The organism is Flavitalea plasmicola (genome assembly GCF_030546645.1).
Lineage (GTDB): Bacteria > Bacteroidota > Bacteroidia > Chitinophagales > Chitinophagaceae > Puia.
This window is the reverse complement of record NZ_JAUOTO010000002.1, coordinates 25,095-40,300: the sequence shown is the minus strand read 5'-3', so window position 1 is coordinate 40,300 and position 15,206 is coordinate 25,095. Positions and strand designations below refer to the sequence as shown.

At 49.9% G+C, this 15,206-nt stretch carries 8 protein-coding genes; 4 read left to right on the top strand and 4 right to left on the bottom strand.

Features of this window, described 5'->3' with window-relative positions; all coding sequences use genetic code 11:
- Positions 1-28 precede the first annotated feature (28 nt).
- From Q4E93_RS05620 to Q4E93_RS05605, 4 genes are all read left to right on the top strand, one after another.
- Complete coding sequence (locus Q4E93_RS05620) at positions 29-2,416, top strand: Gldg family protein (RefSeq protein ID WP_303583286.1); 2,388 nt, start codon at positions 29-31, stop codon at positions 2,414-2,416.
- 9 nt (positions 2,417-2,425) lie between these two features.
- Positions 2,426-5,065: a MutS-related protein gene (locus Q4E93_RS05615; protein WP_303583285.1), complete on the top strand. Its 2,640-nt coding sequence runs from the start codon at positions 2,426-2,428 to the stop codon at positions 5,063-5,065.
- Positions 5,066-5,263: 198 nt separating this feature from the next.
- Positions 5,264-6,013, top strand: a complete 750-nt coding sequence (locus Q4E93_RS05610; RefSeq protein ID WP_303583284.1) for an SDR family NAD(P)-dependent oxidoreductase — start codon at positions 5,264-5,266, stop codon at positions 6,011-6,013.
- 63 nt (positions 6,014-6,076) lie between these two features.
- Positions 6,077-6,658, top strand: coding sequence for a TetR/AcrR family transcriptional regulator (locus Q4E93_RS05605; RefSeq protein WP_303583283.1), 582 nt, complete (start codon positions 6,077-6,079; stop codon positions 6,656-6,658).
- A gap of 17 nt (positions 6,659-6,675) precedes the next feature.
- On the opposite strand, the gene Q4E93_RS05600 is transcribed toward Q4E93_RS05605, so the two are convergent.
- The 4 genes from Q4E93_RS05600 to Q4E93_RS05585 form a co-directional block, all read right to left on the bottom strand.
- The gene (locus Q4E93_RS05600) at positions 6,676-8,817 is read right to left on the bottom strand and encodes a hypothetical protein (RefSeq protein WP_303583281.1); all 2,142 of its coding nucleotides are present in this window, start codon (positions 8,815-8,817) and stop codon (positions 6,676-6,678) included.
- 71 nt (positions 8,818-8,888) lie between these two features.
- The gene (locus Q4E93_RS05595) at positions 8,889-10,445 is read right to left on the bottom strand and encodes a RagB/SusD family nutrient uptake outer membrane protein (RefSeq protein WP_303583279.1); all 1,557 of its coding nucleotides are present in this window, start codon (positions 10,443-10,445) and stop codon (positions 8,889-8,891) included.
- An 82-nt stretch (positions 10,446-10,527) separates the two neighbouring features.
- Positions 10,528-13,830 (bottom strand): TonB-dependent receptor, encoded by a 3,303-nt coding sequence (locus Q4E93_RS05590; protein WP_303583278.1) that lies wholly within the window; start codon positions 13,828-13,830, stop codon positions 10,528-10,530.
- Positions 13,831-13,997: 167 nt separating this feature from the next.
- Positions 13,998-15,200, bottom strand: coding sequence for a FecR family protein (locus Q4E93_RS05585; protein ID WP_303583276.1), 1,203 nt, complete (start codon positions 15,198-15,200; stop codon positions 13,998-14,000).
- Between the last annotated feature and the right edge of the window lie 6 nt (positions 15,201-15,206).

Genomic DNA, 15,206 nt, shown 5'->3' with positions numbered 1-15,206 from the left:
ATCAACCATTCCCGATAAATAAATTTTCATGAAAATAATTTTCAGAGTGGCCAGGACGGAGCTGCGAACGCTGTTCTACTCCCCCATTGCCTGGTTCTTAATGATCGTCTTCTTTATTCAGTGCGGCCTGAAGTATATGGGCGCTATAAAAGGCATTGCACGCACACAGGAGCTGGGCGGCATGGAGATCAACCTTTTGAATACGCTTACCAGCGGGATATTCGGTGGCTTTACCGGGCTGTTCCCCACCGTGATACAGACCCTTTACCTGTATATCCCGCTGCTCACCATGAGTCTTATCAGCCGTGAGACCGGCAGCGGTACCATTAAGCTGCTGTATTCCTCACCCGTGAAGATGCGGGAGATCATACTGGGTAAATACCTTGCCATGATGGTATACTGCCTTTTATTGGCGGCTATCGTCGGCGTATATGTCATATCCGGCATCATCCATATCAAGCACCCTGAAACAGGTATGCTCATGACGGGCATGCTGGGCTTCTACCTGCTGCTATGCGCCTATTCTGCCATTGGCCTGTTCATGTCGACACTCACCACCTACCAGGTAGTAGCCGCCATTGCCTCGTTCATCATGATAGGCGTGCTCAGCTACATCGGTGACCTCTGGCAACGAATAGCATTTGTACGTGAGCTCACTTACTTCCTGTCGATCAGCGGCCGCACACAGAAAATGCTGGGGGGGCTCGTCACCACAAAAGATGTGGTGTATTTTATCATGATCGTCTTTATCTTCTTAAGCTTCAGCACGCTCCGGCTGAAAGGCGGTATGGAATCCAAACCGTGGACGGTGAAAGCCCTGCGATATGCAGGCGTGCTGGCCATTGCATTCCTGGTGGGATACATCACCTCCGTTCCTGGCTTTATCGGTTATTACGACGCTACCAACACAAAAGCAAATACCATCACACCCCGCGTGCAGCAGATCATAAAAGACCTGGGTGATGATCCGATGGAAGTGACAGCCTACGCCAACCTCGTGGAACCGCATTATTTTCTCGGCAATCCCGACTCTTACAAGCAAAACCAGGGACGCTGGGACAATTATCTGCGTTTCAAAGACAATATCGGGCTGAAAACGGTCAGCTATTACGACAGCGCCCTGGACTTTCCCGCGATTTTCCAGATCTATCCCGGTAAAGATCTGAAAGAGATCGCCGACCAAAATGCCAAAAAGTACGATATGGAGCTCGAAGACTATCTTTCACCGAAGCAGATCCAAAAGATGATAGATCTCAGACCGGAATCGAACCGTTACGTGATGCAGGTGAAATGGAGAGGGGAAAAAGCATGGCTTCGTGTCTTCGACGATTCCCAGGTATGGCCCAGTGAAACGGAAGTGGCCGTTGTGCTGAAACGGTTACAAAAAGCCCACATGCCAAAAGTAGGCTTTATCACCGGTGATCTCGAACGGGACATAGATAAATTGAACGAACGTGATTACAAATTGCTCACCAATCATACCCCCGCTCGTCATTCGTTGGTCAACCAGGGTTTTGATGTGCAAACCGTGGTGCTTGAAACAGAGGAGATCCCGGAAGACCTCTCCGCATTGGTGCTGGCCGATCCCAGGCAGGAGCTGACCGCTGCCGCCAGGACCCGGCTGATGCAGTATATCAGCCGGGGAGGGAACCTGCTGATATGTGGAGAGCCTGGGAGGCAGGCGCTGATAAATCCCCTGCTTAAGGAGCTGGGCATACAGATGACGGATGGCCTGCTGATAGGCGAAACCCAATACGAACCGCCGACCCTGCTGATGCAGGATCTCGATTCGTCTGTCGTCCATATGTTCCGACCGCTGGCCGGATTTGTGGAGGACAGCGTGCCTGTGTCAATGTCAGGCGCCGCAGGTCTCACCTGGACAGACAGCGGAGCCTTTACCGTGCAGTCATTGCTGAGAACAAAACCCGGTATTGTCTGGAACAGGATCAAACCGTATGATCCTGAGTTGATGGTCGCGGCCCGTGTAGATCCGACAGCCAGTACCCAGGCAGAAGTCCGGATCCGTGCCGCCACCGGCCGCAATAAAGACCTGGGTGTGATGATCTTTTCACCCGCAGACGGAGACAAAATGGGGCCCATCACCACTGCCGTCAGCCTCAGCCGGAAGATCAACAACAAAGAGCAGCACATCATTGTTACCAGCGACGCCGACTTCCTCAGCACCAAAGAAATGGGCAGAGACGGCACTGCCAACTTTATGTTCAGCACCGGCATCTTCAGTTGGCTGACCGGCGGTGAATTTCCCATCCTTGCCACCAGGGATCCTGCGCTCGATAAGCGGATAAAGGTGACCTTGAAAGAAGCCGGCATGCTTCGCACGTTCTATGTATGGGTAGTACCCGGTATCCTACTGGTCTTTGGTACCGTATTGCTGATAAGGCGAAAAAGAAAATAAGAGAAAAAGATGTTGTTTACGACAGACAGGCAGACGCTGGAGGATCTCAATATCTTCGGCAGGCACGGTGCGGATTCCATCTACCATATTTTTAACCGCTGCTATACCAGGGGCGGAGCAGCGGTGCTGGAAGAGCTGTTCCGTTACCCGCTCTCAGATGATAAAGCCATCAATAAACGCAGCGGCATCATCCGGCTATTTGCAGAAAGTGACATTCCTTTCCCTTTCGACAGCGGGCTCTTCGATGCTATAGACCCCTACCTGGCCAATACGGATGAACGTACGAAGCTCACCGCCCGGCACCTTTCCGTTGCCAAAAAGATCGGCAGGGCCATTGCCGCCGACACCGACACCGCCATTATTTACAAAGGCGTTCATGCGCTGGTGCAATTACTGGCAAGCGCTCGGTCCTTTCTGAACTCCCTGGATAAGCACAGGAATAGCGTGTACGGCACTGAACAGGAAGCCATCCGCGCCATCATATCCGACAGTGCCCTGATGCCGGCGCTCGAAAGCAAAGGCCGGCTGTCCCATGCAGCCATCGCGGAGCTCGATGTCCTGCTTCGCTTCCTTCACCGTGACGCCATTGAAAAACTGCTGCGGCACATCTATTACCTCGATGTGTACATATCCATCGCCAGGGTAGGTAAAGATAGGTGCTTTGCCTTCCCAAAAGCGCTGCCGCGTCACGAACATATTGTAAAGGTGGAGGGGGTATATCATCCACAAGTACCGGATGCAGTCCCCAATGATATCACTATTGCTCCTGAGAGCAATGTCATTTTCCTGACAGGGGCGAATATGGCGGGCAAGTCCACCTTCATGAAGTCGCTGAGCATAGCGATGTTCCTTGCCCACATGGGGTTTCCTGTCCCGGCAAAGCAGATGGAGTTCTCCGTGCTGGACGGCATCTACACCACGATCAATCTCCCGGATGATCTTGGCATCGGAGCGAGTCATTTTTATGCGGAGGTATTGCGGGTCAAAAAGATGGCGAACGAGCTGAAGCAGGGAAAGAACATCTTTATAGTCTTTGACGAGCTGTTCAGGGGTACTAACGTGAAAGACGCTTATGAGGCGACGATAGCCATTACAAAAGCCTTCGCGGGAAAAAAGAGCAGCCTGTTCGTCATCTCTACCCATATTATAGAGTCCGGAGAGGTATTGAAAAAAGCCTGTTCCAATATACGCTTCCTGTATCTGCCTACCCGAATGGCCGGGACGCGTCCCGAATATACCTACAGGCTGGAGAATGGGATTACCGATGACCGCCATGGTATGGTGATCATTGAGAATGAAGGGATTTTGCACCTGCTGGGGGCGGGAATAAAAAAGCAGCAGCAGCAGGACGGCTTTACTGCCGATAAGCAAACGCTGGATGACCTGAACCTCTTGGGTAAATTCAAACCCCACTCCATTTACAGCCTCTTTAACAAGGTAAAGACCAGGGGCGGACAGCGGCTGCTGGAGGAGATGTTCCGTCACCCAATGACCGATGCTGCGGCCATCAACGGGCGGAGCCAGTCATTCCGCTACTTCCAGGAGCTGGCGCTGCATTTCCCGTTTCAGCCCGGGCCCTTCATGGTCGTGGAGAATTACATTAGCTCCGAAATGACCGGCAATGCCATCACTTCTGCTGCGAATATGCTGCGTTTGAAGATGATGGGAACTTTCCTGAGAGACGAACGATATGCGCAGCTGCAGGCCGGCCTGATCGCTACCATCGACGCCTTGAATAAGCTGAAGGACCTGGTGGCCAGGGTGAATACACCGCTCGTAGAGGAAGCAAGGTCCATTCTTTCGGATAGGAGACTGGCGTGGCTACACCAGGAAAGAGGAGTGCAGGAGCTTTCCCTTATGAAGACATCGAAGTACGATGTCCTGCTGCGCCATACGATGCGGGAAGAAGTAGGGGGACTGCTGCATTGTCTTTATCAGTTGGATGTCCACATTGCAGTCAGCAATGTGGCCAGGAAGCATGAGCTCTCCTATGCAAAAGCGCTGCCGGCAGACCAATGCACTATTCAGGCATCGGCGCTGTGGCATCCGGCCATCGACAATGCGGTGGCCAATCCTATTTCCACCGCGAAAGACAGTAACGTCTTATTCCTCACAGGGGCGAATATGGCCGGCAAGTCGACTTATATGAAATCCTTTGGCATTGCTATCTACCTGGCGCATATGGGCTTCCCGGTCGCCGCCCGCGATATGGTATTCTCTGTACGGGACGGGCTTTACTCTTCCATCAATGTGGCTGATGACCTTAACAGGGGATACAGTCATTTTTATGCCGAAGTGCTGCGGGTGAAGACGGTGGCGGAACAGGTCAGCCAGGGCAGGAACCTGGTGGTCATATTCGATGAGCTGTTCAAGGGAACCAATGTGAAAGACGCATATGATGCCACGCTGCATGTCACGACCGCTTTCGAGAGACACCGGAACTGCTTCTTTATTATCAGCACCCATATTATAGAAGTGGGGGAGGCGCTGCGCGACGGAGACCATCCCGTTCAGTTTGCATACATGCCCACCGTAATGGAAGGCACCCTGCCCCGCTATACCTATCGCCTGACCCAAGGGATCACCAGCGACAGGCATGGTATGATCATCATCGAAAATGAAAAAATAATAAACACGATCTATGAATAGCAAAATATTGTTGTCTTGACTGACATTCCTATTAGCCTGCCAAGCATCACGTACACTCAAATTCCAGCCTGAGCCCTGAAATATTTCCCAACCAGCACATTTGTCACGGAAAGGTAAAATCAATAATAATGGAACGAGCGTTCCGGAAAAACACTATCTTTGTGGAACGATTAGTCCAAAATTAATAAAATTACAAACATGAACAAATTAGCAAACAAGGTCGCTGTAGTAACAGGCGCGTCAAAAGGAATAGGTGCACAAACTGCCAAAGGCCTCGCAGCCGAGGGCGCATCAGTGGTGGTCAATTACTCATCCTCGAAAGAAGGGGCCGATAAGGTGGTTGCTGAGATTAAAAGCAAGGGCGGCAAGGCAATTGCCATACAAGGCGACGTGTCCAGGGCAGCAGATATCACACGCCTCTTCGCCGAAACCAAAAAGGCCTTCGGCAGCCTCGATATCCTGGTAAATAACGCCGGTATCTACAAGTTCTCCACGCTGGAAGAGATCACGGAAGAAGAGTTCCACCGCCAGTTCAATACCAACGTCCTCGGCCTGCTGCTGACGACACAGGAGGCGGTGAAGAACTTTGGCGCCAATGGCGGCAGCGTCATCAACATCGGCTCGGCTGCCACTCGCCTGACCCCCGCCGGCAGTTCGGTCTATTCGGCCACTAAGGCCGCAGTCGACGCGATCAGTGGCGTCCTGGCCAAAGAACTGGGACCCAAAAAGATCAGGGTCAACTCGCTTAATCCCGGCATAGTAGAGACCGAAGGCACACATACCGCCGGTTTCATCGGCAGCGATTTTGAAAAGCAACTGGCCTCCCAGTCGCCGCTCGGCCGTATAGGACAGCCGGAAGACATCTCATCGGTCGCCGTATTCCTCGCGTCGGACGACTCCAGATGGCTGACGGGCGAAATGGTGACTGTCAGTGGCGGTGTCCACTAAGCGGCAATATCCACCAAAATAATTAGCTTTGCTTGCCCTACGGTAGGCAAAGCTGTTTTTTATATGGCAAGAACAAAAGATTTTGATGAGTCCGAAGTGTTGGCAAAAGCCATCGAATTATTCTGGCAAAAAGGATACAACGGCACTTCAATGCAGGACCTCGTGGATACCCTGGGTATCAGCCGCTCCAGCCTGTACGATACTTTCGGCGACAAACACCAGTTGTATCTAAAGGCATTGGAAAGCTACAGACAGACACAGGCCGCTATAAGAGATCAGATCCTCAGTGCATCCGTTCCTGCAAAAGTCGCCATCCGGCAACTGTTGGACCTGATCATCTTTGAAATGATCCGCGACAAGCAACACAAAGGTTGTTTCCTCATCAACTCGGCAGTCGAGACCGCATCCCATGACAAGGACACCAACGCCATCATTTGTGAGAATGACGTGCAATTGGAGAACGCCTTTTATGAAGTCATCAAAAGAGGGCAAAGCAACCGTGAAATTTCCAGTAAGCAAAACCCCAGGGCACTCGCTCGCTTCCTTTTCAATACCATCGCAGGCCTTCGCGTCACGGGTAAATCAGCCATTGACAAAGCTGCTTTTGAAGACATCATCAATCTCACCATGTCCGTCCTGGGTTAGCCGTTCGCTGCCATTTATCAGGGCGCTTTTTTAAAGCCCTCCCATTTGATTACCCAGGAGCCGTCATTTGGCCAGCCCGGCTGAGGTACGTTATCATCGCCATCCCAGCCCGCAGTCATCATCGCCACGGCATATAACAAGCCGCCGTTCGACGGGATATAAGGATACGGATTGCCGCCGCCAACGAGGCCATGCTGGTCAAATACAAATTTGGGGGATACGTGTAAAAGCATGTCCACCGCCTGCTCCGGATGTCTTAGCCTGGCCGCACACATTGCCACCAGGGGGAAATCCCATCCCCAGCCAGTGTCATATCTCCAGGCGGACTGAACTTTTTGATAGGTTCTTTCCATGATGCCACGGTCGGCGCCGTAGCCCGGCAGCATCCCCCAGATTCCTGCCATCGCCGGATGCTCATAGTTGTATTTTGTCCACATGCTGTCAATATGCTCCCATTGCTCATACAAACCTTCCTTCACCGGCAAGGGAGCCAGTCTTTTCAATACATCATCCCACTTGGGGTTAGGCGCCAGTTTCAGCCTTTTGCGCCATTGTTGGGCTGTCTGCAAACCAAATCTCCAATAAGCCAGCTCAAATGCAGGATTCTGCGTAGTCACAGGATCATTGTTCTCCGGAACCGTTTTTACGGGCGGTCCCAGGATATATTCATCCCGGCTGCTATCCAGGAAAGCATAAGAAGCTAAAAAATTTGCCGTTTGCTCAACGATCTGATCCCATTTCTCCAACGTTTGTAAAGTCGGGTGGGCTCGGTAATCCAGTTCGGCAAAAAAAATAGGGTGGGGTTGCTGCCAGATCAGGAAGGCGTGGGTAAAGTCTGGCCATTCCCTGCCATCCGGGCCCGTGCATTTCGCCCATCTTGCACCCGCATATCCCTGAAGCCTGGCCCGTTTCTCCGATAACTTTAAATTATCCGCATACACATGCAGGCTGTTTCGAAGAAGGGGCCATCTGTCCCATAAGGCATAATGTGCCGCATGCCACCAGTACATCTCGTAGTGGAACCTGCCGTACCAGCTATTGTTTACCAGCCCTGTTTCCTGTGGCGGATAATTGCCGGCCGCATTAATGGCCATCACATATTGCGACAGGACGATCCTTCTTTCCAGCTCAAACCAGCGGGGATCCCTGCTTTTGGAAAGATCCAGCGCTGCCCCGCTTTTCCAGAATGATGCCCAGTGCATGCCGCTTCCGGCCCTGATTGCTGCAAAGGAGGGCAAGCGATCATCGATCCCCGAAGGGGAAAATGCAAAAACATACTCAACGGATCCCCCATCAGATGCCGGATAAAGATCATAACGGTGGGCTTTTTGCTTGTTGATCTTGCCCCGTCCCGACCACGCGCAGGCCACATGGTAAATAGTACTGTCGAGTTGCCTGTCAAATATCACCGAATGGGCATTCATCACCCTCAGGTTCGTTTGGTGCAGCGAAGCGCTGGTATAATCCGAACCATTGCTAAAGTATTGTAAGCTTGGATAGGGAAAGGCTACAGAGATCCCTATCCTTCCCTTTTGAATTAGATCAGACTCGATCCTGAAACCTAAAATATCCCTATCCGGATCACATACGGTGATGACTTTTACCTTTTGTCCCTCAATGGTGAAATTACTTTCCGCAACACCTGTCCAAAGGTCCAGGTATTGCACCGGGTCCTGCAGATCACTCATTTTCGCAAGGCTGCCATCCTCCTTTTTCAACAGCAGCCCTATTCTTCCGAGGTTACACCGGTGCGGATTACTGGCAAGCCATTGCGTTAATGCAGCTTGCTTTGGATTGGGTAGGTCATAGCCAACCATCCTGCCATGCGTCTCGACCAGCGTTTGTTTAAACGAATCCGCAGTAAGTCCTTGTGGTGGTTGAGTGCTATGCCATCCCCAGTGCGACATCGTTGTAAACTGATCGTTAAACGTCTGCATTCCGGTGATATCAAAGCCATAGGCAAAATCTCCATTCCCCACTTGCGTAGGACCTGCGAATGAAGGCGCTTTCAGCACCAGGTTGTGACGGGTAACTACCGCTTTCCGGTCGATCGTCCCGTATGGTACTTCTTGCGCCCGGACGGGCGGGCTGTAAAAGAACAGCGACAGAAGAATACTGCTAAGAAAAATTCGCTTTGTCAGATGGATAGATACATTCATATGCTCAATAATTTCAAAGCTACGGACAACTGATCGTTGTCCGTAGCTAAAAAGAAAACAAAAGACAGCCATCAATACCCCGGGTTCTGCGTAAGAGAGCCCTGGCTTTTATCAACTTCGGAACGCGGTATGGGCATCAGGTAATGTTGCGGTAAGAACGACCTCGCCTCCAGCGTTTGTATCTGGTAAACCTTGCTTCCGTCAGCCTGCTTGGTTATGTGCATGCGGAGTATCGGAATATTTTCAGTAACAGCTGCTGTCTTCCAGCGACGTACATCAAAGAAACGAAGTTCTTCAAACGCCAGTTCAACCCGGCGTTCATTTTGGATCCTCGCCCGTAATGCATCGCCGGCCTCAGTCACCGGGGGCATATTTACACTGGGACGCGCACGAACCATATTGATATATTGACGGGCCACCGGTTCATTACCTAATTCAAACTCCGCTTCAGCATAGTTCAGCAGCACCTCTGCATAGCGGAAAAATATCCAGGGGTTGGTTGGCTTTACCGTTGACCCGGAAGGCGGGATAGCTTCGACAACGCCTTTTTTATAAGCATAAGAAGTTAACGAAGCATTCCACGGTTGTATGCTGCTGCCGGGAGAGTCCAATCCCCCGTCAAAAGTTTCCGTTACCCGTCCTTGCCAAACTGACCCATCGTGCAATAGGGAGGCGTCCAGCCTGGGGTCGCGGCCGTCATAAGGATGGTTTGGGTCATACCCTGACCCTGGGTTCAGCACAAGGCTGCCATCGGGCTGCTCAAGATAGGGCAGCATGCCGGTGGCGGCCATTTCATAAGCATTAACCTGATTTTGAGAAGGGTTTTGGGAGGTCCAACCATTAGAACCGTTACGACCTTCCTCCAGTGAGAAATTGCTCGAGTTTGCCTGGGTAAAATGCCTTGCGAAAATAATCTCGTTATTCTCTGCCAGGAACGTGCCCTGATAATCGGGATTTAATGAATATCCCAGGTTTAGCAACGCTGCCGATGCATCCGCAGCCGCCTGCCATTTAGTGATATCATGATTGGGATTATTCAGCAGGCTGGCATCATATAGAAGCACACGGGCTTTCAGCGCCAGGCAGGCATTTGCAGAAGCTCTCCCTTCCTGGCTTGCCGGCTGGTCAGGCGGCAGCTGGGCTGCTGCGGAATCCAATTCCGAATCGATGAACTTTACGCAATCGTCGTAGGAAGACGGAGTGACCTGGAAATTGTCATGCAGGTCAAAAACCTTGGTAATAATGGGTACGCTGCCATAGCGCCAGATCAGATTGGCATAGATATAGGCTCTGAGAAATCTCATTTCTGCTATCGCGCCTGCTTTAAAAGCAGCATCCACCGGGGCAGCGTCTATCCTTGAAAAGAAAACATTGATACTGTAGATATAGCCGTAAGCAAAGCTCCAGTAATTGATCTTTGTTGAAAAATTGGTTACATTGTCTTGTGTCAATTGACCGGTTTGTACCATATACAAATTCCCGTATTGATGGATATTGAAGGCTTCGTCGTCTGCCGCGGGCAGCAGTTCATTCTGGTATCCATGCAGCAGCGCCGTATACTGAGCATTAACATACAGCTGAATAAGATTCTGATTACTCCACGTATTGGCATCAGATATTGTATTCAAGGGGGTCAATTCAAGTTTATTACAGGACGTTGCTATAAATAAAATAATTGCTATATAAAGGATCTTTTTCATGTCTTTGCTTTTAAAAGGTTGCATTAATTCCAAAACTAATCACACGTTGTGGCGGATAATACCAGTAATCTGTAGTTTCCGGATCAAATCCCAGGGCTTTCATGTGGTCGTAGATCAGGAATAGATTATTCGCGTTGACAGAGAACCGCAAATTTTTCATGCCTGCGTGATTGGCTATATTTTGCGGTAAGTTATAACTGAAGGATACATTCTTAACTCTTAAGAAACCTGCGTCAATCAGCCATTGGGTGGAGTTATTGGTATTGTTATTAAAGTTTTCATAACTCGCCCTGGGCATTGTCGCATTGGTATTTGCAGGCGACCAACGGTTATCAGCTCTCCAATTTAAAAAGTTCCCCAATGAGTAGCTCATCACAGGGAAATAACCTCCAAAATATTGTTTGACGTTTGCCTGGCCCTGCAGGAGTATGGATAGCTCAAACCCCTTGTATCTGAAGTTGGAATTCAATCCAAAGGTCATCTGCGGAATATTTGTTTGATCTTTCAGGATTTGATCGCGTGAGTCAATGCTTGCGTCATGATTGATATCTCTGTATTTAATATCGCCCGGTACGGTACCTGGCATGTGCGCGTAGGAATCGATGTCAGCCTGGTCTTTGAAGATCCCCATGGCCTCATAGTACAAACCTGCTCCGATTGGATGGCCTTTAGCGAGCTGATAAGGCTCTAATCCGGGTTGTGCATTGCCATAAATAACCCTGTTTCTGGCAAAAGCAAGATTCCCGGAAATACTGTATTGAAACTTGTGCCGGTTGTTGGTATGGCTGAGCACCAGTTCAAATCCTTTGTTGTCGACAATGCCAATGTTTTCATCCGGAAGTGTTAACCCGGTATAACCGGGGACAACTGAAGCCGCCGTTGTTAAAATATCAGATCTCCTGGTTTGGAAATAATCAAATGTAATACCTAAAAGGCCGTTCCACAAGGTCGCGTCTAATCCAACATTCCCTGTTTTGGCCGTCTCCCAGGTAATATTGGGATTGGGAACGCCCGTTTGTACCAGGCCGATGACGTTACTGCCGCCTATTACGTAGTTATTTCCATATCCATAATTGGTTAAATATTGAAACGGGGCCACCAGGTCGTTCCCCATCACGCCGTAGGAGGCACGGATCTTCAGCTCATTGATGAAAGTGTATTTTTTCATAAACCGCTCTTGCGATAACCGCCAGCCGGCGGACGCACTTGGGAAATATCCCCATCGTTTATTGGCGGGAAAATTGGGAGATCCATCGCGACGCATGGTAAATTCAGCTAAATATTTCCCGGCATAATCATAATTGACCCTTCCAAACTCGTTTTGCCTGGCAGTCTGCGAGGCGGAGCCATTGTTGGACTGTTGGTTGGGGTCGCTGCTGCCGGCAAATATCTGCGGTAACACCGTAGAGGGAAAATTACTTCTATAGGCCTCATCAAAGTTGCTGTAGGTGGAGGTTTGTTCATAACCTAATAATGCTTTTATATAATGCAGTCCGAATTTTCGCTCATAATGCATCTTGGCGGTCAGATAAAGCAAGGAGCCCAATGATATGTTATCATTCAATGTCGCCTGGTCCGTACCCATTCCTGAACGTCCTCGCGTTAAGACGCCGGTGCCAGGATCTTTGTAGTAGACAAAATCCGGTTCCCGAAACGTTTTAACATAGGTGCTATTGGGATCATAACTGCCGCTGCCTTCTACGGATAATCCTTTTACCCAGGGTAATTGCCAATTTATATATCCCGTGCTTTGAAACGTATTTACCTTTTGGGTCCGGTATCCCGCATTATCACTTACCCAGTTGACGATATTTTCGCTTCCTCTAAGCGGTTGAGGATTTTTGGTGCCCGGCCAGTATGGCTGCCAGTTAGGCTGGTAAAGAAAGATATGACTGTTCAGTTGGTTGGCGCTATTATAAGGGAAATGGTTATTATCCACCCTGCCTGCCAGATTCACTCCCACCTTCAGGTATTTTGACACCTGGACCCCGATATTTGCCCTGAGATTATATTGTTTTATATTTTCAGTGCCGGACTTATACTGCCCGGCCTGGTAAACCTGGCCAAACGACAGGAAATAAGTCGTACCATTATTACCGCCTGATACGGATAAATTGGCCCTATGTTGCGGAGTCCAGTTCTTGACAATAAATTTATACCAGTCTGTATTGGGATGATCAGGGTCATTCCCGGCTTTGTATTTTTCCAGATCGGTGGCCGAATACGCCGGAGCCAGCCCCTGCTGCGCATTAATTTCATTGGACACCTGTGCAAAAGTATATGAATTGGCCATGACAGGGTTTCTCGTCGGTTGGCTTAATCCTTCGTTATACGAGAAATCGACTTTGGGGGCGGAGCCCAGGCTGCCCTTTTTCGTAGTTACCAATATCACTCCGTTGGCAGCCTGCGCCCCATATATGGCGGCGGATGCATCTTTTAATACGGATATTGATTCTATGTCATTCGGGTTAAGCTGTCCTAAGCCGCCTCTTTCAACGCCGTCTATAACCACCAGCACGGAATTATTCCCGGTGGTGCTCATGCCCCTGATATAAATGGAGGGATCATTCCTTCCCGGCTCACCTGACGGCGAATTGATAATAACGCCGGGCAATTGTCCGGCAAGTGATCCTGCTACGTTGATTGCCTGGCTTTTAACAATTTCGTCCCCTTTAACTTCAGCCACAGATCCCGTTAACGTGGCTTTCTTTTGAGTGCCATACCCCACGACCACCACCTCGTTTAAGCCTCCTGGCTCGGCAGCTAAGGATACGTTTATAAACCTGTTACTTCCTATACCAACCTCTTTTGTCTTATACCCGATAGATGAAAAAATAAGTATACCCGGCTCGTCCGGCACGCTGAGCGTAAACTCGCCATCTGTATTCGTAGCAGTCCCCAGGTTTGACGCTTTCAGTTTCACCGACGCCCCGGGAACAGGCCGGCCCTGCTCGTCTGTGACTTTTCCTTTCAATTCCACCGGGGAAGGAGCCTCCTCTTTGAGAAGCGTGGTCGCTTGCGCCTTCCGCTGGATGATCACCGTCTTGTCCTCGATACGGTAGGTGAGTGGCTTGTCTTTCAAACATTCATCCAACGCTTCTTTTAAGGAGGCATGGCGCAAATGGACAGAAATATTACCCAGGGGCTCGACGAGCTCATAGGTATAAATAAGATCGAAGCCGCTTTGCTTCTGTATTTCTTTAAATACCCGTGTCAATGGCACGTTTTTTCCCGCAAGGGTGATCTGTTGGGAGAACCCGTTGGCGCTTGCCGCCATAGAGGCCGAAATGAGAAAAATGGCTGCAAACTTCATTATTAACAGCGTTTTGGTGATGGCCCCCCGAAATGGGGGTTTTTTACAAAGAGCCCAGAAATGCATAACTTTGTTTAGTTTGGGTGAAAAAATAAGCAGTCCTCGAATGATTGATTAAACAGTTACCCGAATACTCGCCGGAGGTGGTTCCAACACTTCCGGTTTTTTTATGGCATAACAATTACTTTTTTTCCTTCTATCTTAAAATGTACGTCTCCTGTCATTTCCAATTTTTCCAGCAATTTTGAGGCACTCACCTGGCGGGAAATACTACCCCCAAAATGGACATTCACCTTTTTCTGGTACTCGACATCCATATCATACCACCTGGCAATTTGGTTCATAATGGTCTCTATATTGGCTTTTTCTCCAAAAATGAATTTGCCGTTTTTCCATGCCATCACTTCGTCCATATCCACATCGGATATCACTTTTATGCCCTGGCCGATCTGCGCCTGCTGACCCGGCCTGAGTAGATCCGATGCCTCTCCACGCGTCACTTTCACCGATCCTTCCAGCAAAGTCACTTTCAGATTTGTTTCATCCGCGTACGCATTTATATTAAGATCTGTGCCAAGAACGATGATGGTTATATCGCCCTTTGTTACTGTAAATGGCATGGCTGCGTTCTTTGTCACTTCAAAATAGGCTTCACCGGTGATCGTTACTTCACGCGCTTTGCCAGTAAAGGCTGCCGGATAGGTCAGTGAACTTTCACTATTAAGCCACACATTGGTGCCGTCGCTTAAGGTCAGCGAAACGGGCTTGCTGCCGCGGGGATTTGATAGTGTATTATTGCCGATAGGGGAGCCGGGCGCCTGCGGGGCTGACCCATTATACACGACCCGGCCATCGGCTTTCTTTATCACGGTAACATTCCCTTGTACAGCCACTGTTCCGTTGCCAACGCTGTCCAGAAAAACTTTTTGCCCGCCCGCGAGGATAATGGTAGCCCGGCTGGTCATTGGAGCCGCGATGTCAATCAACTTCCTGACTGCGATGGCCGGTGCCGGGCTCTGCCGGTGTAACCACCAGTACCCTCCCGCAGCCAGGATCACCATCACCGCAGCAGCCACCCCCGCCATCCGGATCCAGGGCTTTTTTAAAAGATAGAGAGATTGATCATCGCCGTTCTCGAAGGTGTTGATAGCTCTTTCCAGTTGCTCCCTTAGAAGGATGGACATTTCTGGAGACTGCATGATCCCTCCTTCCGGGAATGTCTTACATTGAGCCCACAACCGGCTGAATTCTTCCCAACCCACCTGCTGATACCACTGAAAAAAGATGGCTTCTTCGTCTGGAGAAAGGGTCCCTTCTCCATATCTTTCCAACAATTGAATGATATCTTCGTCGCTTAAACTATCTGCCATAGGGGA